This window comes from Rhizorhabdus sp. P4_G6, from assembly GCF_056401045.1.
The window spans coordinates 54,986-74,107 of record NZ_JBFUKC010000016.1 but is presented as its reverse complement, the minus strand read 5'-3'; the positions used below and the strand labels follow the sequence as shown (position 1 = coordinate 74,107).

The following is a 19,122-nucleotide window of genomic DNA, read 5'->3' as shown; positions in this document are numbered from 1 at the left end:
GGTCATCGCCGCCTATGCCTATAGCCAGACCGGGAGCTACGATATCGGGCTCATGGTCCTCGCCGGCTGTGTCCTGGCGAGCGCGGTGGTGATCGTTCGAAACCTCCGTACGGAAGCCGTGGCGGGAAAGGGCCTCGCGCCGGCTCGCGCCGGCTGAGCGGCCTGATTTTAATCGGTGGTGGCGCCCAATGAACACACGAGAGGAAGCGATGATGGACATCACGGAACAAACGCGGGCAGTGAACCAGCAGTGGTGGCATTATTTGGCAAGCGGCGACTCCGAGGCGATGGAGGCCCTGTTGGCCGATGACTTCAGGAGCTGGTCGCCCAGTCGCGGTTGGATCGGCAAGGCGGAGACATCGGAATTCACCAAATGGTTTCGGACGCTCCTGGTCGACGGGTGGTTCAAGTTCGAAGAGCCGGTTGTGACCGTGGAAGGGCCCCGCGCCTGCGTTGCGACGTCGTCCTACGCGAAACTGAAGAACGGCGGAATTTACAACAATCATTACCATTTTCTGAACGTCGTGCGGGACGGGAAGATCATCGAGAGCCGCGAATATAACGATTCGCTCCACGTCTGGAGCGTGCTCGAGGCGGAAATCACCGAACGTCGCGCGCAACGCGCTGCAGCCGCTCAGGCCTGAGTCCGGCGGAGCGAGCAGAATTTCCAGGAGATCCGACGATGGACGTGACCGAACAGACAAGGGCCATTCACAAGCAATGGTGGGATTGCATGAGCGCGGGCGACACCGACGGCATGTACCGGCTCGTCGCCGATGATTACCGTAGCTGGTCGCCCCGGCGCGGATGGATCGGCAAGGCCGAAACCATGAAGTTCGCTCAGTGGTTTCGGACGTTGCTCGTGGACGGGTGGTTCCATTTCGACGACCCCATCATCACCGTCGAAGGCGAGCGGGCCTGTACCGCTACGGCGTCACATGCCAAGCTCAAAAACGGCAATATATACAATAATCATTATCATTTCCTGCACGTAATCAGGAATGGGAAGATCGTTGAGGCACGCGAATATAACGATAGTCTCCACGTTTGGCAGGTTCTTGGAAATGAGCTTGCCGATCTACAAAACAAATCGAAATAATATTCGATATGCTCAGGAAATCACCGGATGATCTTGGGGAATCATACTTTATAAATTGGATCGACCATGGGTGACGCGCAATTCATTGCCAAGGGCGCCAATCTTGGCATCAGGCGGGTAGCGGGTAACATTGGAGCGGAGATCGCCGATRTCCAGCTTACTGCGGACATCTCGGCGGACCTGGTCGAGGCCCTGAAGCAGGCCCTGTGGCGGCATAAGGTGCTCTTCTTTCGAAGCCATGGTCATATCGATGACGTCATGCACGAAAGGATTGCCCTGCTGTTTGGCGACATCCATGATCATCCGACCACGCCGAACAAGCCGGGCACGCACATCAGCGAACTGGATTCTCGCCGCAAGGAGTTCGCAAATTTTTGGCATACCGATCAAACTTTTCAGGATGCTCCTCCTTCGGCGGCTTTTCTGCGCGCCGTAACTGTGCCCGACTTCGGCGGAGATACGATGTGGGCCAATGCCGCCAGTGCTTATGCCGTATTGCCCGACCAACTGCGAGAACTAGCCGATAGGCTGCGTGCGGTTCACACGAATGCGCGGTGGGACGTCGAGTATGAAGCTGGCCTCATGGCCATGAAGAACCCTTTTACGGCGACGATTTACGAGACCGAGCACCCGGTCGTCAGGGTCCATCCCGAAACGGGGGAACGATCGCTGATGCTGGGCAACTATGCCCAGAAATTCGTCGGATATTCGGGCGAGGATTCACAGCATCTCTTCAGGGTTTTCATGAACGAGATCACGCGGCCCGAGAATGTCGTCCGGTGGCGCTGGCGCGAGGGCGATTTCGTGATCTGGGATGAGCGCGCGACGCTGCATTACGCCATCCGCGATTATGGCGACCAGCGTCGCGTGATCCGGCGGATCACCGTTTGCGGCGAGGTTCCGGTCGGCGTCGATGGAAGGCCGAGCGAGCTCCGATACAAGGTTCGTAATCCGCTACAGCCTTTGGAGTGAATATTGCAAACAACATTACTAAAATAATATCGGTTATGATATTATCATGAAGTGTAAGGTGAGCGTAAACCATTATCCAACAAAAACTATCGAAGGGGGTTGTCATGAATAGGGCTTTCTTACTGTCCGGAGTCGCGTTCTTTGGTGTGATGATGCCGATGGCGGCACAGGCACAGGTCGAGGCTGGCAAGCCGCCAGCCGAAGAGACGGGATTTGCGGACGGCGATATYGTCGTTACGGCTCGCCGGCGTGAAGAGTCGCTGCAGAGCGTGCCGGTCGCGATCACCGCATTCAGCAGCGAGGCGCTCAAGGAGCGCTCGGTCACCACCTTCGTCGACCTGCAGGCGTCGACGCCGTCGCTGGCGTTCCAGGGTGCGGCCGGCCGTCGCGACACGCCATCGATCAGCCTTCGCGGCCAGCGCACCCAAGATACGCAGATCGTCGCCGACGCTTCGGTCGCGGTCTACATGGACGAAGTCGTGCTGACGCCGAACCAGGGCATCAACCTCGGCCTGTTCGACCTGCAGAACGTCCAGGTGCTGAAGGGGCCCCAGGGCACCCTGTTCGGCCGCAACAGCACGGGCGGCGCGGTGCTGTTCACCACCGCCAAGCCGACCGATGAGCTTGGCGCCGGGGTCACCGCGCACTACGGCAACTACGACGAAGTGCAGGTCCAGGGCTACCTCAACCTTCCGATATCCGACACGCTGCGGGTGCGCGTTGCGGGCAACTACCTCAAGAACGACGGTTACGCTGTCGTCGTAGGCGGGACGGAAGCGGGCCACCGGCTGGAATCGGCGGACCAGCATTCGATCCGCGCGATCGTCGCCTGGGAGCCCTTCACGGGCGTCAAGAACACCACGACCTACGAATATGACCACAGCAATGGCGGCGGGTCGGCATTCGTGCTGACTGCGGTGAGCCCGGCGACGACGATCCGCTTCTTCCCGGGGATGCTCACAGCGCTCGCTCGGCAGCAGGCGCGCAGCGTGCGTGAAGTCGAAGCGAGCTCTCCCATTCACGAGAGGAGCAGGGCAACCCTGCTGGTCAACACGACCGAGATCGAACTGGGCGAGGTGAAGTTCAAGAACATCTTCGGCTACCGCAAGATGGACTACGACATCAATTACGACGGGGACGATTCGCCGCTTCCAGTGTTCTACGTGCAGAACCCGGCGCATACCAAACAGTTCACCGATGAAATGCAGTTCCTTGGCAATGCGTTGGGCGGCAAGATGAACTGGATTACCGGTGTGTACTTCTTCAACCAGAAGGGTAGCGACATTTCATTGTCGAACTCGTTCTTCGGTCTAAATCCGAACGCACCTGGCTATACCGGCCCCGTGGTGGACAACACCTCGTTCTCCGGCTATGTGCAGCAGACGACCGAAGTTCTGCCGAAGCTTTCGTTGACTACCGGCTTCCGCTTCACGGTTGACCGGCGCCGGACGAAGGTCGTGCAGTACACTTCGCCGATTGCGGGCAACCCGAACAAGTGCCAGGTCCTGGATGACAACGGGGTGCCGCTGACGTTCAATCCGGCGCTGCCCTATAACGGCTGCGCGTTCAATCTGGAGAAGACGTTCACCAGCCCGACGTGGACCATCAGCCTCGACTACAAGCTCGATCCCGACAAGCTGCTCTACGTCTCGAGCCGCCGCGGTTACCGCACCGGCGGGTTCAATGGCCGGGCGTCGGACAAGGTCCAGCGCCTTCCGTTCAGTCCGGAAACCGTCACTGACTTCGAGGCCGGCCTCAAGGTGGACACGCATCCCGCCGGCATGCTTCTGCGGACGAACCTGGCAGCTTATCTGCAGAAGTATAACTCGATCCAGCGCAGCGTGACCCTCATCAATCCGATTACCGGCAGCGTCACTTCGTCGATCATCAATGCGGCGAAGGCGAGGATTTGGGGGATCGAGGCCGAGGCCACCCTGATTCCGACCCGGTCGCTGGAACTGAGCGCCAACTACAGCTACGTGAATGCGAAATATACCAACTTCCCGGCTGTCCTGGCGGACAAGACGGTCGTTCAATATACCGACCGGAAATTTGCGGGCGTGCCTGTGCATCAGTTCAACGCCTCCATCAAATATACGCCGATCGACGACGACCAAATCGGCAAGGTGACGTTCTTCGGTTCGTACAGCTATCGCAGCGGCTATTTCATCAACGAGCTGATGCAGACCCCGGCGCAGATCATCCTGGGCCAGCAAGCAGCGGATAGGGCGGCTGGCCGGACGCCTGCCACGGCGCTGGCGCCATTGATCCCGACCTCGATCCCGGGGCTCCGGATCCCCGGCGTGGGCCTGCTGAACGCCCGCCTGTCGTGGGACAACGTCATGGGCTCGAACTTCGGCCTTGCCCTCTATGGCAAGAACCTGGCTAACAAGACCTATGCCAGCTCGGGCCTGTCGCTCTACGAATCGCTGGGTACGCTTACCAATACCTATGGCGATCCCCGCACCTACGGTATCGAGGCTTCGTTCAAGTTTTGACCTATCGGGGAGTGCGCGAGTGCGCACTCCCCGATAGCCTTCCCGTGGACGATCAGCGGCCTCGTGATCCGGCGGGAAGACATGCTCCGCACCGAAACGGCAGTTGCTGCACTTAAAATTTGGTGAGGGGCAATTGGTCCAATGGATCCAGGCAATATAAAAGGCGCCGAAGCCCGCCAGCCAGGGCGGTTGGAAGCGGCGCCGTCGCCGGGCGCGGGGCGCGCTGCCCTCCTGCTCGTGCTCATCGGTATTGGCCTCAGCTTGACGACCTCGATCATGGCGGTGCTTCTCGAACCGATCCGCACCGAGTTCGGTCTGTCGGACGGGTCGCTGGGTATGCTAGCCAATCTTGGGTTCGGCGCAGGACTGCTTGCCGCGTCGCTTCCCGGCGGAATTGCTGCCGACCACCTCAACCGTCGGAACATTCTGTCGGCTTGCCTCGTGATTGCAGGCCTGGCCACCGCCTTCGGCGGTTTGGGTGGAATCGCCGGTATCGTGATCATGCGGATCGTCGCTGGATCCTTCCACGGCCCCAACAGTCCGGCGATAACGTCGCTTTTTTCGGACCTGTTCCCCGCCCACAAGCGCGCGTCGATCATGGGCCTCTATTTCGGCGCCCAGGCGCTTGGCACGTTGCTCGATTTCCTCGGCGGCGGTTACCTTGCCATCCAGCTGGGCTGGCGTGCCACGCTGATGATCTTCGGCCTGGCAAGCGTGGTTATCGGGCTAGCCTTGCCCTTCCTGCTGAAGGAGCCAGCGCGGGAGCGAGCCGCGTCGCCCGCTGCGGAAAAGCCTCCCACCACCCGCTTCGCGTTCGCCTTTCTATGGTCGCAGCGGTCGGCCGTGTATGTGATCTGCTTCAGCGTCTTTGCGGTCGCAACCCTGTCATCGACGCTGACCTGGCTCGTGTCTTTTTTCGTCCGCATCCATCAGGTCCCTCTCGCACAAAGCGGGAGCCTCGTAGCGCTGGCGATCGCCTGCGGGGTGGTGGGGACCTTCGTTGGCGGCATACTGACCGATCGCATGGCGAGGCGGGACGCTCGCTGGGGGATCGGTGTATCCGCGGTGCTCCTGGTGGTCGCCACCATCGCGAATGTCGCGATGGTCTTCGCGCCATCCATCTACCTCGCGGTAGGATTGATGATGCTTTGGGCGCTTGGAATCCATGCTCATCTGGGGCCAGCCTGGGGAATTCTACAGGGACTTGTCCCGCCGCGCATGCGCGGGCGTGCGAGCAGCGTCCTTGCCGGCCTGTCGACGCTCGTCGGCTTCGGGCTCGGGCCGGCCGTCACGGGGCTGCTGAGCCAAGCCATGACCCCCCTGTTCGGGGGGGAGACGATCCGTTACGCGATGGCTGTTACGAACCTGATCAACCTGGTTGCCATCGCCTTCTGCCTTCTGGCGATCCGTCAGCTGCCAGCTGCGCTGGCGCGCATTGAGGCGCTCGGCTCGGAGATGTGAGGTGCCAGCGCTGCAGGTCTCAACCGGCCGCTTCGGGCACGCTCCGGGCGACCGGGCGGGAAGGGGCGCCATCCATTCGCTCCGCGAACCGGGATAAAGTCTCGCTCCGCCCAAGCCCGCGTTGGTGCCTGACGCGCGGGTGGCCGCCATCCCGCCCATCGTGGCATTGGCACCCGGATCGAGGAGGAAGAAAAGATCGCGCACCGTGGATGACCGGGCTGAGTCAGGCGAGACAACCCTGAAGTGCGGTTTTCGGCGCGGCGTGTCGTCATCTCGCTCGAAGCGGAGTGGCGTCATCATGGCATTGAAGAGTTTGCGATGGACGGGAATTGGTCTCGTATTGGTGGCGGTCACCTCGTTTCCGGCGCTGCTGAGATCCGCGAACGGAACGGCGGCGGTCATCGCGCCCAGTGTTCGACAGGATCCGCGTCTGTCGCTGATGACCTATAATGTCGAGGGACTGCCCTGGCCGGTGCGCTTCAGCCGCGACGCAGCCCTTGCGCGGATCAGGGATCGCCTCGAAACGCTGCGCATGCAGGGCGAACAGCCGCATATCGTAGCGCTGCAGGAGGCGTTCACCGCCGAGGCCAAGGCTGTCGGGCCGCAAAGCGGCTATCGCTATGTCGCCGATGGTCCGGGCAAGGACTTGGCTGGTGCTCCGGCGAGCCGCCCCGCGGATCGCGAATTTGAGCGGCAGACAAGCATTTTCAGGGGCGAGCGGAGCGGCAAGCTGGTCGGCAGCGGCCTGCAAATATTGTCGGACTATCCGATCCTGTCGATTCGTCGCATGGCGTTTCCGAGCTATGCCTGCGCAGGTTTCGATTGCCTGGCCAACAAGGGCGCGTTGCTCGCGATGATAGCGGTGCCCGGTCTGTCGGAACCGCTTGCCGTCGTCGATGTCCACCTGAACTCGCACAAGGCATCGGGTGCCGATGATGCGCGCTCGCTCTACGCTTATCGTGGTCAGATCGATGCGCTCGATCGCTTCCTGGGCGACGCTGTGAAGCCGGGCACGCCGGTGATCGTGGCGGGGGATTTCAATGTGGGCAATCGGCCGACCCGTCGCGCCTATTTCGAGGCGTTCGCGCGGCGCTGGGGGAGTGGCACGGCGCAAGGGTCGATGCGGGATGCGCTGGGCATGTGCCTGTCCCCTATGGCGCCCTGCGGTGCGGACATTCCGCCCGACGCGCGCTTTTCGGCGCAGCGGGGCAGGGATTGGCAGATTTCAATTCCAGGCTTCGCTTATGCCCTCGACGCGCGCAGTCTTGCGGTGCCGTTCGGTCATGAGCTCGACGGAACGATGCTGTCCGACCATGTCGGCTACACCGCTTATTATGTGCGGACCGACAGTCCCAGGATTGCCGGCAACACCGCACTGCGAGGCTAGGAGACCGCGAGCACACCGGCATATCGGGGCTCTTCAAGGGCTTGGCCGGCGCCCATGGCGACGCAGATCAGGGGATTATCGGCGATCACGACGGGCAGGCCTGTTGTCTGGCCAATGACGACATCGATGCGCGTGAGCAGCGCACCGCCGCCGGTCAGTACGATTCCCCGATCGACGATATCGGCTGCGAGCTCGGGAGCGGTGTTCTCGAGCGCGGTCATGACGGCCCGTACGATCTGGCTGACGGGCTCGACGATCGCGAGCGACACCTCGGCCTGCGTGATCTTCAGCTCGATGGGGCGCCCCGTCACCAGATCGCGCCCTTTCACGACCATCTCGGGGCCTTCGCCCTCAGGTGCATTGGCCGCGCCGATGCGGTGCTTTACCCGCTCGGCGGTGGCCTCGCCGATCATCAGATTATGTTTTCGCCGCACGAAGGACGAGATGGCGTCATCCATCTTGTCACCGCCAAAGCGAACCGAAGTGCTGTAGGCCAGCCCGCGTAGCGACAGGATCGCGACTTCGGTCGTCCCGCCGCCGATATCGACGACCATGGCACCGGTTGGTTCGGTGACCGGCAGGCCGGCGCCGATCGCTGCCGCCATGGGCTCCTCGATCAGGAAGACGTTCGACGCACCCGCGTTGAAGGCGGCATCGCGGATCGCCCGGCGTTCGACCGACGTGGATCCCGACGGTACGCAGATGACGATCTTCGGCCGGCGGGGGAATCGGCCTGGGCCTCCCAGTGCCTTGTCGATGAAATGCTTGATCATCTGCTCTGCCACGCTGAGATCGGCGATGACGCCGTCGCGCAGCGGACGAACCGCCTGTATGCCGGCCGGCGTCTTGCCCATCATCAGCTTGGCATCGTTTCCGACGCTCCTGACGCGCTGGACGCCGTTGCGCGTCTCAAGCGCCACCACCGAGGCTTCGTTCAGGACGATGCCCTTGTCACGCAGGTAGACGACGGTGTTCACCGTTCCCAAGTCGATTGCCATATCGTGGGAGGAGAAGTTCAATATTCGGGAAATAAACATTTTCGAGCCGCTTCGCAGACTGGTAAGCCGGATGGCTCGATCTGGCCGGCACGCTGCGCAGGGCTGGTCCCTCCGTCAATCGAGTGATCGTCGAACTGCCGTATTTCCAAGCCTAAAAAGGGGCTCTGCGGTGAAGGGTGGTCAGGCTGCGCTGAGCAGCGCTTCTTCGATCTGAAGCACGGTATGGCCGGTCAGATCCTTGTCGATCTCGCCCGCCAGCCGCTCCTTCACCTCCTTGTGGTAATGTTTGCGAAGCTCGCCGAGGGTGCGCGGAGGCGCGGCAATGATCAGCGTCTCGAAATTGTTCGAAAGGGCCCGCTTCCTGAGCATCTCCGCGATCTCCTCGGCGAAGCGGTCTTCCTCGAGTTGATGAAAGTCGGTTTCGCCCATCGTCCCGCGGGACGGTGCGAACTGCGCGCCGCCGCCCCGTTCGTGCATCGAGCCGCTCTGGGTGGATGATGCCCGTCCGGAAGCGTCCCGCTTCTGATCCGAATCCTTGGGATTCTCGTGAATCTCCTTGCGCTCGACCTGGAGGTTGAGATGCTCCGTGTCGCCTTCGTTCCGTAAAAACAGCATCTTGCGGCCGTCTGCTATGACAACGAACGCATTGTGAGGAACTCGCATCGCTCTTCTCCTGCCATGGTCGGACCCAACGCGGATCCAGTGGCAAGGTTGCGGCGGCGCGAATGTTCCTCGGCCAACGGCCTGCTAGGGCGCCGGCTTCAGCCGGTAATGGCTCACGGCCCAGGGCACGCCGCCCTTATGTCCGAACAATCCCGCCGTCGCGAGGAAGAACAGCCGCCAGCGGCGCTCCCACAGCCGGGCATCCTTCCCATAGGTTTCGCGGAAGATCGCGGCGATCGCGGATCGGTTGGCATCGAACCGCGCCAGCCAGTCGAATGCCGTGCGGGCGTAATGTTCGCCATTCCAGCGCCATTCCTCCTCGACCGTGAAAAGCTTGGGGAAATGGCCGATCAGGCTGTGGCTCGGCATGATGCCGCCCGTAAAGAAATGCTGCGCGATCCAGTCGGCCTTGTCGGCATGATCGAAGCGGTAGCTTGCCCTGTCATGGGTGAAGATGTGGATGAACAGAAAGCCTTCGGGCTTCAGCCAAGATCTCACCTTGGTGAGCAACGCTTCCCAGTTCGACATGTGCTCGAACATCTCGACGGAGACGACGCGATCGAACAGCGCATCGGTCTGGAAGTCGTTCATGTCGCAGGTGACGACCTTCAGGTTGGTGGACCCCTGCGCAGCAGCGAGCTTCTCGATGTGCCGGCGTTGCGAATGCGAGTTCGAAACCGCGGTGATGCGGGCATTTGGGTAGCGCGCGGCCATGTAGAGGCTAAGCGAGCCCCAGCCGCAGCCGAGCTCGAGGATATGTTGGCCGTCGGCCAGCTGGGCATGCTCGGCGGTCTGGGAGAGCGCGGCTTCCTCGGCCTCCGTGATGGTCGTGCCCGGGCCGTCATAATAGCAGCAGCTATATTTGCGGCGCGGGCCCAGGCAGAGGTCGAAGAATGCGGCAGGCACCTCATAATGCTGGGCGTTGGCGTCGTCGGCGTGGATCGCGATCGGATAATCGCCCATCGTGCGCGCGAAGGCTTCGCTGTTGTCGGGCTGCCGCGCGAGCTTGCGCCCGGTGCGCCCGACGAGAAACTCGACACCCGCCAAGGTGATGGCGTCTGGCAGGGGCAGCCGCTCGACGGCGACAGTGGCGGCGGCGATAAAGTCCATCAGTATATATCCATCAGCTTTTGCGCGGGGGCAGGGGAAAGAAGGCGCTGGTCCGGGCCATCGAATTTCGGAAGGCCTCGCCGCGGCTCCTGAGCATGTGCGCCTCGAGCGGCGGAATGCCCGAGACATGCACCAGCAGCCAGTACATCAGCGCCGGCCCGATCAGCGCGAGCCAGCCTTGCCACCAGCCGCCCGTCAGCGAGATTGCCATGACCGGGTAAGACAGCCAGCCAAGCCATTCGAAGAAGTAATTGGGGTGCCGCGACCAGGACCACAGCCCCGTCTCGCAGACCTTGCCGTGATTTGCCCTGTCCGCGGTAAATGCGCGCAGCTGGCGATCGGCGATGCCTTCGCCGATGACCGAGACGATCAGCAGCGCCAGCCCGACGAAATCGGCGATCGACAGCACCGGCCCCGGCCGATGCGCTGCGGCATAGACGGTGACTACCAGCCCCACACCACACAGCGCCTGGACCTGCAGGAACAGGAATAGCCGGAGCTGGAACTTGTCGCCCCACTCGCGGCGGAGATCGGCGTAGCGCGGATCCTCGTAGCTGGCGGAGGCCGTACGCGCGAGGATGTGGAAGCCTAGCCGCATCGACCAGAACACCACCATCGCGCCCACCAGGAGGTTACGCTCGAATGGCGCGTCGCCCTTCACCAGCAGCGACACGACCAGCCCGCCGATGCCGATCGCGAACGACCAGAAGACATCGGCCCAACCGGATTGCGCGGTCGCCTTCTGGACGACCCAGGCGATCATCATCATTGCCGACATGATCAGCGATGCGATGGTGATGGCGGTAATCGCGCCCATTGTTTCGATGCCCCCCCAAAGAACCCACAACACCCCGAGCCCGCTCTCCTAATCCTATACGGGGCTCCGCGCCAATCCGTTGCGGCATGTCCCCCGACGATTCGGGATTGCGCTTTCCATAACGTGGGTTAGCAGTCGGAGCGGGGTAGCGCGCAACCTCTTCCGTCCGGGCGCCGTATCTGGGCCGAGGCAGACGGGGCAGGGCGATGACGGGGAACAGGTTCATGTCGAAAGGCCGCACGGGCCAGCGTATTGCCGTTATCGGCAGCGGGATTACCGGGCTCTCGGCCGCCTGGATGCTTTCCCAGCAGAATGACGTGGTGCTGTACGAGGCCGAGTCCCGGCCCGGCGGCCATACCCGCACGATCGACGTCGACATGGGAGACGGCAGTTCGCTCGGCGTCGACACCGGGTTCATCGTGTTCAACGACCGCACCTATCCCAACCTCATCGCGATGCTCGATCATCTGGGCGTTGCGGCGCGCGCCACCGACATGAGCTTCGCGGTGTCGCTCGACGACGGCAAGCTCGAATATGCCGCGGGGGATCGCATCTGGCAGTTGTTCGCCCAGCCTTCGAACCTGTTCTCACGCCGCTTCTGGTCTATGCTGCGCAACCTTGTCCGCTTCTATCGCGAGGCGGGCGCGCAGATGGGCAGCTTCGGCGAAATGACGCTGGGTCAGATGCTGGAGCAGGGCCGCTACGGCGACGCCTTTCGCGACGATCACCTGCTGCCGATGGCGGCGGCGATCTGGTCGGCACCCGCGCAATTGCTGCTCGACTATCCGGCGGAGGCGTTTGTCCGCTTCTGCGACAATCACGGCCTGCTCGATCTTGGCCGTCGTCCGAAATGGCGCACTGTGATCGGCGGCAGCCGCACCTATGTCGACCGCATCCTGGCGGAGTTCGGCGGCGAACTGCGGCTCGGCACGCCGGTCGCCAAGGTCGAACGCAAGGGCGGGCAGGTCATGATCAGCGATCGGGCCGGCAACCCCGACCGCTTCGACGAGGTGGTGATCGCCGCGCACGGCAACCAGGCGCTGACGATGCTCACCGATCCCAGCCCGCAGGAGCGCGAACTGCTCGGCGCGTTTCGCTACAGCAGCAATCTCGCCGTGCTGCACGACGATCCGGCGCTGATGCCCAAGCGCCGCGCGCTATGGGGGGCCTGGAATTACTTCGGCCGTCGCCATGCGAACGATGCCACGGGCGACCTCTGCGTCAGCTACTGGATGAACCGCCTGCAGGGTTTCGAGACGAAGCGCCCTCTGGTCGTCACGCTCAATCCCAATCGCGCGATCGGCGCGGGGCATGAGATCGATCGCGCCAGCTTCGAGCATCCGATCTTCGATCATGCCGCGCTCGACGCGCAGCGGCAGATCTGGGCGATTCAAGGCCAGCGCAACACCTTTTATTGCGGCGCGCACCTCGGCGCGGGCTTCCATGAAGACGGGTTGCAGTCGGGGCTCGCCGTCGCCGAGATGCTTGGTGCCGCGCGGCCCTGGACGGTCGAGGAGCCCAATGGCCGGCTGGCGATGGAGCTCGCGCCGACGCGCGAAGCAGCGGCGTGAAATCCGCGATCTACGCCGGCGAAGTCTTTCACCAGCGCTTTCGACCGCGGGCCCACCGGCTGCGCTATCGCGTCTTCCAGTGCCTGTTCGATCTCGACGAGATCGACGCGATGGCAGGCCGGCTGCGGCTATTCTCGCGGAATCGCTTCAACCTCTTCTCCTTCCACGACAAGGACTTCGCAGACCGTAGCGGAAAGCCGCTGCGCCCGCAGGTCGAGGCGTTGATGGCGCGGGCGGGGCAGGAACCGGACGGCGGGCCGATCCGTTTGCTCACCATGCCGCGTATGCTGGGCCATGTTTTCAACCCGATTTCGGTGTGGTTCTGCCACCGCCGCGACGGCGGCCTCGCGACGATCATCTATGAGGTCACCAACACCTTCAAGGAACGGCACAGCTATGTGATCCCCGTGGCGGAGGGGCAGGCGCGTGCGCCGACCATCCGCCAGGCCTGCGACAAGCGCCTTTACGTCTCACCCTTCATGGACATGGACATGCGCTATGATTTCACCGTCGAGCCGCCGATGGAGAAGACGCGGGTGGTCGTCGCCGGTGGCGACGCCAAAGGCCCGCTGATCGTGGCCGCATTCTCGGGCAGGCGCCGGGAGTTGAGCGACGGCGCGCTTGCCACCGCCTTCCTGCGCCACCCGCTGCTGACGCTGAAGGTCGTCGCCGGCATCCATGTCGAGGCGCTGTGGCTGCTTCTGAAACGGGTCGGCGTCCGCCGTCACGTCGCCAGCGGGGGCGACGGCGTTTCGATCGTCACCGACCCAGTCTCGATCGTTCCGGCATGAGCGTCGCGTTCCGCCGTGAGAGCGACGAGGAACATCTCGAACCCAAGTTCGAGCTGCCCATCCCGCCCGGCCCTAATCTCGTCACCGAACGCGGCGCGAAGCTGATCGAGGCGCGCATCGCCGAGATTGAAGCAGCCATCGACGCCGCGACAGCCGCAGGCGCCGCGGAGGACGAGCTCAAGGCGCATAAGCGCGACCTGCGCTATTGGCATACGCGCCGCGCGACCATGGAGATTCAGCCTGCGGCCGATGGGGATGTGGCGGCGTTCGGGACACGCGTGCGGTACCGCCTGCGCGGCAAGGAGGCGGAGATGTCGATCGTCGGCGACGACGAGGCCGACCCGGCGGCTGGACTGGTCTCCTACGCATCACCGCTGGCGCGCGCGCTGATCGGAGCCGGCGAAGGGGACTTCGCGGATTTCGGCGGGAAGGCGGATGCGATCGAAGTCCTGGAAGTAGCAGCGATCTAGCTGGACATTTCTCCGCGGAAGTACCGTGCGATAGCACTACTTCGCCGATAATAGTTAGGGCCTCAATGAATAGTTGGGCCGCGCGTCCCGCGCATCGTGATGAAGTCCTGCATCAGGCCGAGCATCCGCGTCGATGCTCTTCTCCTGAGACTTACGCTCCGCGCGGCGGCCGACAGGCGGATCATCTCCTTCCGTACGAAGCCTGCGTCACCGGCATAAGCAAGGCTCCACTCGGAACATAAACGCTCGCCTCGGCAGGGTGTGTCCATGATCTCCAGCGAATGATGCCGCGGATCCGCACGGATCCTATCGATGAGCGCATCGACGTCCTCCTGCATTCCTTCGAGATATTGCGAGAAGTATCCGCCGCTGTAGATAAGGACACCCGTGATGCCGACACTGTGGTTCCATCGCATCGACGCGTTGACTATCTCGTCTATGCCCGGATTGAGTCGAAAACGTTCGGATGCCTCGCTGATACATAAGAGCGAGTAAGGTGAAACCATGCCGGCAACTCCTCTAGCCGCAAGTTGAGCGACCGGAAGTTAGCTCCGGCCGCAACGTGTAACACCTCATATTTTTGGTGAGCTCTGATCGTCAGTCTACCCAGGAACAACCCGCATAGGAGATGGACGTACACCTAGCCTAGATAGCGCACAGCCATTACTGTCAGGTCGTCGGTCGGATCGGTGCCGTTCTCGAAGACCCGCACCGCGTCGCGCACCGCTTCGACCATCTCGCTGGCACTGCGGCGCCCGGCTATCGCGGCGAGCAGCCGTTCATGGCCGAACAGCGCATCCGTGCGGTCAAGGGCTTCGCTGACCCCGTCCGACACCAGCAGCAATGTTTCGCCGCGCAGGAGCGTGAACCGTTCCTCGGGATAGGGAAAGTCGACGATGCAGAAGGGCGGTCCGCCGTCGAGCTTGTGGGATGCGACGCGGCCGTCGGCGCCGATGTGGAGCGGGTCCTCATGCCCTGCGCTTGTCAGGACGAGTTCGCCGGTGGACAGATCCATGATGCCGAGGAGCATCGTCACATTCATCGCTTCGCCGTTGTCGCGGGCCAGCTCCTGGTTGAGGATGGCGGCCGCATCCGCGAGGTTCGGCACACCGCGCAGCAACACGCTCTTCGCGAGCGCCTTCGACAGCGCCATGAACAGTGCGGCAGGCACGCCCTTGCCGGTCACATCCCCCACGAGGAAGGCGATCCGGTCGGCATCGATGCGGATCACGTCGTAGAGATCCCCTCCGATCGACCGGGCCGGCTCGAGCAGGGCGTCGATGTCGACGCGCGGATCGAAACCTGAAAGATCGGAGCGCGGCGGCAGCATGCCGAGCTGGATGCTTCGCGCCGCCTGTAACTCGCCCTCGGTCGCAGCCGCGGCGATCCGCTCGCGCAGAAGGGTTTGGCGGAGCCGCATGCGTTCGCGCCAAGCCGCGACCGAAACGACGAACAGCAGCCCGAGGAGCGCGGAGATCGGTGGCAACCAGATATTGGCGAAGCGAAACAGGCCAAAGCTCAGGCCGACGATGGACAGCGCGACGGCGACGGCAAGGAGGGCGCTACCGCGCGACCGCAGCCGCAGCAGACCAAAGGCTACGATCCAGATTCCCCCGAGTGCAAGGCCGAGCTGCCAGCCTGGCGAGGCCGGAGTGATCGCGTCGCCGCGCAGCAGTGTGTCGAGCAGATGCGCCTGGATCTCTACGCCGGACATCTGGCTGGTAGCGCCGGAGGTGGGGGTGGCGTAGCTGTCGCCCAGGCCGTCGGCGGTCGCGCCGATCAGGATATGGCGGCCCGCCAGCAGCTCGGGCGGCACCCGCCCGTCGAGCAGGTCGACGAAGGAGATCGACGGGACGTGGCCGGTCGTGCCGCCATAGGGGATCAGTACCGGCCGAGCCTGGTGCAATCCGGCCGGGCCGGCTCCGCCGCCGCCCTCCGCCCGGAGACCGGCCATGACGGCGCCAAGCTGGAGCCACGACCGGCCGCCGCCGCCTTCCTCGAGATAGACTTTGCGGACGACGCGGTCGCCGTCGAAGTGAAGATTTACCTGCGCGATCGCGGCGGCGGCGGCGGTCAGTGGACCCGAAGGCGTGGCAATGTCATAGGCCGCCCCGTTGCTGCCGGGGACGTCGATCACCAGCGGCAGATAGGTGCGATTGCGCCGTACCGCTGCGGCGAACATCGCATCGTCGGGGCTCGGATCGACGAACAGCACGTCATAGCCGATGGCGCGCGGACGCGCCTCGGCGAGGCGGTCCAGCAACTGGGCGTGGATGTGGCGCGGCCAGGGCCAGCGCCCGATCTCCTCCAGGCTGCGATTGTCGATGGCGACGATCACGATGTCGTCGGGCGGGGCGCGCTCGGCCGATGCCAGCGCATGGTCGTAGACGATATAGTCGAGGCGTTCGGTGAGCCGCCCGAGCACGAGCGCCGCCACCAGCATGCTCGCTACCAGCGCCAGCACAAGCCATTCGGCCGCGACGCGCCCGCCGATCGTCCGCCACCCGCCAGAATTGGCCGAGGGTGGCATCCCGTCGCCGGTTATGTCGAGACGGTCGGAACGGTAGCGCATTGAGCCGTTGTGCTATGATAGATCAGGGTCGTCCATCCCCTCCGCCGAAAGCCCCGAATGTCTCCTCCGACCGATCTTGCCATCCGCCTGCGTCGCGCCGCCTTCAACCGTGCGCTGGCCGAAGCCGACCTCAATGCCATCGGGCCGTTCCTTGCGCCGAGCGTCATCCTCGTCGCTGGCACCGACAGCGCGCTGCTCTCCGGGCGCAAGGCGCAGTTGATGGCGTGGAAGCGCGAATTCGCCGCGCCGGAGCGCGCCATCTACACCCGGAGGCCGGACAGGATCGTGGTGTCCGCCGTCGAGCCGATCGCACTCGAACACGGCCGGTGGGAGCGTGTCGCCGCTGCAACCGGCCAGCCCCTGGCATCGGGAGACTATAGCGCGAAATGGCGGAGGGTCGGCGCGGATTGGGTGATCGAGGCGGAAATCTACCTCACCCTCGGCTGACGCGCTGTTTGATGAAAAAAAGCGAAAAGGCCGCGCTCCTTGCGGAACGCGGCCTCGCCTTGCCCCTGTAGCAAACTCGTGGGTTCAGGCCGCGACCTGACCCTCTTCAGGATCGCGCAGAACATAGCCGCGACCCCAGACTGTTTCGATATAATTGTCGCCGCCGCAGGCCAGGCTCAGCTTCTTGCGCAGCTTGCAGATGAAGACGTCGATGATCTTGAGCTCGGGCTCGTCCATCCCGCCGTAGAGATGATTGAGGAACATTTCCTTGGTCAGCGTGGTGCCCTTGCGCAGCGACAGCAGCTCAAGCATCGCATATTCCTTGCCGGTCAGGTGCACGCGGGCGCTGTCGACCTCGACCGTCTTGGCATCGAGATTGACCGCCAGCTTGCCGGTGCGGATGACTGACTGGCTGTGCCCCTTCGAGCGCCGGACGATCGCATGAATGCGGGCGACCAGTTCCTCGCGGTGGAAAGGCTTGGTGACATAATCGTCGGCGCCGAAGCCGAGCGCGCGGACCTTCGAGTCCATCTCGCCGATGCCTGACAGGATCATCACCGGCGTCTGGACCTTGGCGGTGCGGAGCTTCTTGAGCACGTCATAGCCGTGCATATCGGGCAGGTTCAGGTCGAGCGCGATGATATCGTAATCATAGAGCTTGCCCAGATCGAGGCCTTCCTCGCCAAGATCGGTCGTGTAGACGTTGAACCCTTCCGATCCGAGCATGAGCTCGATGCTCTTGGCAGTGGTGGGGTCATCCTCGATCAACAATACCCGCATGCGACTGTTCCTGCTCTAGCGTTGGCGGGGGAACGACGTGCCCCGTGCCGCCCGTGAACCAGTGATTAACCACGTCGTTAATGAAGGTAAAAGGTTAATCCGGCGTTAAAAGCCATTAGCGGTTTTTACCTAAGTAAAAATTGTATGTGCAGGCGGGCACTGATCCCGCTGCGGCCGTTCGCTATAGGCTTTGTCGAGGTAATAGCCGGCGAGGTGGTAATGCGCGCGCGCTGCAGCCGGATGGGCCGCCGATATCGCAAGTCTCAGTTCGACCTCGGCGCGGCTCGCATAATATTCATAGTCAAGCATCTGCGAATCTTCCCTGAACCTCTCCAGGTTGTCAGATTGCTTGCCCGACAGCCCGTCGCCGTCAGGAAACCCGCGATCGTTCACGCATCAAGTTGGACCCATCGGCAACGGGGGGGATGCCGATGGGTCCGGCACCGAAGAGCGGGGGCGCTTGCATCGGCTAGGGTAGAACAGCCGGTTCCATATCTGGTTCCACATGATCGTCCGTCGTTGCGACAGGCAGGGCAGCACGCGTTGCATCCTCGTTGGTCGCACCGACACGTTCGTCCGTTAAGTCCTGCGGCACGGTCGTGCGCGCGGGGGACATAACCGCCGGCGCGGACGTTGAGCGCCTCGCAGGCCGCGCGTTAGCGACGATGATGGGAGTGCGACCCGATGACGATCGAGGCTTTCGCCTATTGCGATGACGAGACCGAATTGCTCGGGGAGCTTTACAGGCCTGCCGGTGCGGCCAATGGCCGTGCGGTCCTCGTCGTCCACGAGGCCGACGGAATCGGCGGCAATGTGCGGCGGCGCTGCGCCATGCTGTCCGGCTTGGGCTATATGGCCGCGGCCGCCGATCTGCATGGCGGCGGGCGGGTGCTCGATGACGCTGAAATCGCGCCGGCCATGGCGCGCTTCCGCGCCGATCCGGCACTGCTGCTGCGCCGGATCCGGGCGGGCGTCGATGCGCTGGCAGATGTCAGCGATCTGCCTCCCGATTGCATCGCGGCGATCGGCTATTGCTTCGGCGGGCTTGCGGTGCTCGAACTCGCCCGCTCGGGCGCGCCGCTGCGCGCCGTCGCGAGTTTCCATGGACTGCTGACCACCGACTCGCCGGCAGCAGCAGGCGGCATCACAGCGCGGATCCTGGCCTGCACAGGAGCGCTCGATCCTCTGGTGCCGCCCGAGGATGTCGCCACCTTCCAGACCGAGATGACGGCAGCGGCGGCCGACTGGCAGCTCATCATATATGGTCGTGCCCTGCACAGCTTCACCAATGAAGCCGTCGATGCCATTGGTGATCCGCGGATGGCCTATGATCCGCTGGCCGAGCGGCAATCATGGGCTGCGCTACTGGGGTTCCTCGACGATAGCTTTACGGCGGCCCGATGAGCGGAGCTTGGGAAGTCGCGGGTGGAGGGATTTGCGAATTGTTTCGCCTGTGTTTCGATTTTCTATCCTTTTTTCTGAATAG

19 protein-coding genes are annotated in these 19,122 nt (G+C 63.2%); 11 read left to right on the top strand and 8 right to left on the bottom strand.

The features are described 5' to 3' along the window. The first annotated feature begins 209 nt into the window (after positions 1-209). The 6 genes from AC1DPF_RS15245 (at position 210) to AC1DPF_RS15220 (ending at position 7,417) form a co-directional block, all read left to right on the top strand. Complete coding sequence (locus AC1DPF_RS15245; protein WP_477962204.1) at positions 210-644, top strand: nuclear transport factor 2 family protein; 435 nt, start codon at positions 210-212, stop codon at positions 642-644. A 38-nt stretch (positions 645-682) separates the two neighbouring features. Continuing rightward, a complete protein-coding gene (locus AC1DPF_RS15240) occupies positions 683-1,099 on the top strand; it encodes a nuclear transport factor 2 family protein (RefSeq protein WP_477867122.1) in 417 nt (138 codons plus the stop codon). Positions 1,100-1,165: 66 nt separating this feature from the next. Further along, positions 1,166-2,071 carry a TauD/TfdA dioxygenase family protein gene (locus AC1DPF_RS15235; RefSeq protein WP_477962201.1) on the top strand — a complete coding sequence of 302 codons (906 nt, stop codon included), beginning with the start codon at positions 1,166-1,168 and terminating at the stop codon, positions 2,069-2,071. 104 nt (positions 2,072-2,175) lie between these two features. Next, positions 2,176-4,569, top strand: a complete 2,394-nt coding sequence (locus AC1DPF_RS15230; RefSeq protein ID WP_477962199.1) for a TonB-dependent receptor — start codon at positions 2,176-2,178, stop codon at positions 4,567-4,569. A 141-nt stretch (positions 4,570-4,710) separates the two neighbouring features. Then, entirely contained in the window at positions 4,711-6,030 is a 1,320-nt protein-coding gene (locus AC1DPF_RS15225; RefSeq protein ID WP_477867116.1) for an MFS transporter, read from the top strand. A 298-nt stretch (positions 6,031-6,328) separates the two neighbouring features. Further along, positions 6,329-7,417, top strand: coding sequence for a sphingomyelin phosphodiesterase (locus AC1DPF_RS15220; RefSeq protein ID WP_477867114.1), 1,089 nt, complete (start codon positions 6,329-6,331; stop codon positions 7,415-7,417). Here the strand turns inward: AC1DPF_RS15220 and AC1DPF_RS15215 are convergent. The 4 genes from AC1DPF_RS15215 to AC1DPF_RS15200 form a co-directional block, all read right to left on the bottom strand. Next, entirely contained in the window at positions 7,414-8,454 is a 1,041-nt protein-coding gene (locus tag AC1DPF_RS15215) for a rod shape-determining protein (RefSeq protein ID WP_477867112.1), read from the bottom strand. The two genes, AC1DPF_RS15220 and AC1DPF_RS15215, sit on opposite strands and share 4 nt — an antisense overlap. Positions 8,455-8,595: 141 nt before the next feature. Next, a complete protein-coding gene (locus AC1DPF_RS15210) occupies positions 8,596-9,078 on the bottom strand; it encodes a host attachment family protein (protein ID WP_477962197.1) in 483 nt (160 codons plus the stop codon). Between the two features lie 84 nt (positions 9,079-9,162). Next, positions 9,163-10,188 (bottom strand): SAM-dependent methyltransferase, encoded by a 1,026-nt coding sequence (locus AC1DPF_RS15205; protein ID WP_477867108.1) that lies wholly within the window; start codon positions 10,186-10,188, stop codon positions 9,163-9,165. 13 nt (positions 10,189-10,201) lie between these two features. After that, positions 10,202-11,005 (bottom strand): DUF1295 domain-containing protein, encoded by an 804-nt coding sequence (locus AC1DPF_RS15200; RefSeq protein ID WP_477867106.1) that lies wholly within the window; start codon positions 11,003-11,005, stop codon positions 10,202-10,204. A 224-nt stretch (positions 11,006-11,229) separates the two neighbouring features. Between AC1DPF_RS15200 and AC1DPF_RS15195 the strand changes: the two genes are divergently transcribed. Genes AC1DPF_RS15195 through AC1DPF_RS15185 form a run of 3 tightly spaced genes read left to right on the top strand, consistent with a single transcriptional unit; the run spans position 11,230 to position 13,837 of the window. Next, on the top strand, positions 11,230-12,576 hold the full coding sequence (locus AC1DPF_RS15195; protein ID WP_477962195.1) for an NAD(P)/FAD-dependent oxidoreductase: 1,347 nt from the start codon (positions 11,230-11,232) through the stop codon (positions 12,574-12,576). Beyond that, on the top strand, positions 12,573-13,367 hold the full coding sequence (locus AC1DPF_RS15190) for a DUF1365 domain-containing protein (protein WP_477962193.1): 795 nt from the start codon (positions 12,573-12,575) through the stop codon (positions 13,365-13,367). The genes AC1DPF_RS15195 and AC1DPF_RS15190 overlap by 4 nt, the downstream gene beginning before the upstream one ends. Further along, the gene (locus tag AC1DPF_RS15185) at positions 13,364-13,837 is read left to right on the top strand and encodes a GreA/GreB family elongation factor (RefSeq protein WP_477867100.1); all 474 of its coding nucleotides are present in this window, start codon (positions 13,364-13,366) and stop codon (positions 13,835-13,837) included. The genes AC1DPF_RS15190 and AC1DPF_RS15185 overlap by 4 nt, the downstream gene beginning before the upstream one ends. A 62-nt stretch (positions 13,838-13,899) precedes the next feature. Here AC1DPF_RS15185 and AC1DPF_RS15180 read toward each other — a convergent pair whose 3' ends face one another. Both AC1DPF_RS15180 and AC1DPF_RS15175 read right to left on the bottom strand, forming a co-directional pair. Then, complete coding sequence (locus AC1DPF_RS15180; protein WP_477867098.1) at positions 13,900-14,343, bottom strand: BLUF domain-containing protein; 444 nt, start codon at positions 14,341-14,343, stop codon at positions 13,900-13,902. Positions 14,344-14,477: 134 nt separating this feature from the next. Further along, positions 14,478-16,409, bottom strand: coding sequence for a CHASE2 domain-containing protein (locus tag AC1DPF_RS15175; protein WP_477867096.1), 1,932 nt, complete (start codon positions 16,407-16,409; stop codon positions 14,478-14,480). A gap of 57 nt (positions 16,410-16,466) precedes the next feature. Here AC1DPF_RS15175 and AC1DPF_RS15170 point away from each other — a divergent pair, with 57 nt between their 5' ends. Next, entirely contained in the window at positions 16,467-16,856 is a 390-nt protein-coding gene (locus AC1DPF_RS15170) for a nuclear transport factor 2 family protein (protein WP_477867094.1), read from the top strand. A gap of 84 nt (positions 16,857-16,940) precedes the next feature. Here the strand turns inward: AC1DPF_RS15170 and ctrA are convergent, their stop codons facing one another. Both ctrA and AC1DPF_RS15160 read right to left on the bottom strand, forming a co-directional pair. Then, positions 16,941-17,636, bottom strand: coding sequence for a response regulator transcription factor CtrA (gene ctrA, locus AC1DPF_RS15165; RefSeq protein WP_477867092.1), 696 nt, complete (start codon positions 17,634-17,636; stop codon positions 16,941-16,943). Between the two features lie 129 nt (positions 17,637-17,765). Beyond that, positions 17,766-18,029, bottom strand: a complete 264-nt coding sequence (locus AC1DPF_RS15160) for a hypothetical protein (RefSeq protein WP_477962191.1) — start codon at positions 18,027-18,029, stop codon at positions 17,766-17,768. A 291-nt stretch (positions 18,030-18,320) separates the two neighbouring features. On the opposite strand from AC1DPF_RS15160, the gene AC1DPF_RS15155 reads away from it, so the two are divergent. Continuing rightward, positions 18,321-19,040, top strand: a complete 720-nt coding sequence (locus AC1DPF_RS15155) for a dienelactone hydrolase family protein (protein WP_477962189.1) — start codon at positions 18,321-18,323, stop codon at positions 19,038-19,040. The last annotated feature ends 82 nt before the right edge of the window (positions 19,041-19,122 follow it).

What these genes read in the sequence shown, in the direction of transcription:
- AC1DPF_RS15170 (WP_477867094.1), top strand. Translation starts at nt 16,467, where the DNA reads ATGTCTCCTCCGACCGATCTTGCCATCCGCCTGCGTCGCGCCGCCTTC.
- AC1DPF_RS15215 (WP_477867112.1), bottom strand. Translation starts at nt 8,454, where the DNA reads ATGTTTATTTCCCGAATATTGAACTTCTCCTCCCACGATATGGCAATC.
- AC1DPF_RS15175 (WP_477867096.1), bottom strand. Translation starts at nt 16,409, where the DNA reads ATGCGCTACCGTTCCGACCGTCTCGACATAACCGGCGACGGGATGCCA.
- AC1DPF_RS15205 (WP_477867108.1), bottom strand. Translation starts at nt 10,188, where the DNA reads ATGGACTTTATCGCCGCCGCCACTGTCGCCGTCGAGCGGCTGCCCCTG.
- AC1DPF_RS15200 (WP_477867106.1), bottom strand. Translation starts at nt 11,005, where the DNA reads ATGGGCGCGATTACCGCCATCACCATCGCATCGCTGATCATGTCGGCA.
- AC1DPF_RS15185 (WP_477867100.1), top strand. Translation starts at nt 13,364, where the DNA reads ATGAGCGTCGCGTTCCGCCGTGAGAGCGACGAGGAACATCTCGAACCC.
- AC1DPF_RS15155 (WP_477962189.1), top strand. Translation starts at nt 18,321, where the DNA reads ATGACGATCGAGGCTTTCGCCTATTGCGATGACGAGACCGAATTGCTC.
- ctrA (WP_477867092.1), bottom strand. Translation starts at nt 17,636, where the DNA reads ATGCGGGTATTGTTGATCGAGGATGACCCCACCACTGCCAAGAGCATC.
- AC1DPF_RS15240 (WP_477867122.1), top strand. Translation starts at nt 683, where the DNA reads ATGGACGTGACCGAACAGACAAGGGCCATTCACAAGCAATGGTGGGAT.
- AC1DPF_RS15220 (WP_477867114.1), top strand. Translation starts at nt 6,329, where the DNA reads ATGGCATTGAAGAGTTTGCGATGGACGGGAATTGGTCTCGTATTGGTG.
- AC1DPF_RS15225 (WP_477867116.1), top strand. Translation starts at nt 4,711, where the DNA reads ATGGATCCAGGCAATATAAAAGGCGCCGAAGCCCGCCAGCCAGGGCGG.
- AC1DPF_RS15245 (WP_477962204.1), top strand. Translation starts at nt 210, where the DNA reads ATGATGGACATCACGGAACAAACGCGGGCAGTGAACCAGCAGTGGTGG.
- AC1DPF_RS15210 (WP_477962197.1), bottom strand. Translation starts at nt 9,078, where the DNA reads ATGCGAGTTCCTCACAATGCGTTCGTTGTCATAGCAGACGGCCGCAAG.
- AC1DPF_RS15180 (WP_477867098.1), bottom strand. Translation starts at nt 14,343, where the DNA reads ATGGTTTCACCTTACTCGCTCTTATGTATCAGCGAGGCATCCGAACGT.
- AC1DPF_RS15195 (WP_477962195.1), top strand. Translation starts at nt 11,230, where the DNA reads ATGTCGAAAGGCCGCACGGGCCAGCGTATTGCCGTTATCGGCAGCGGG.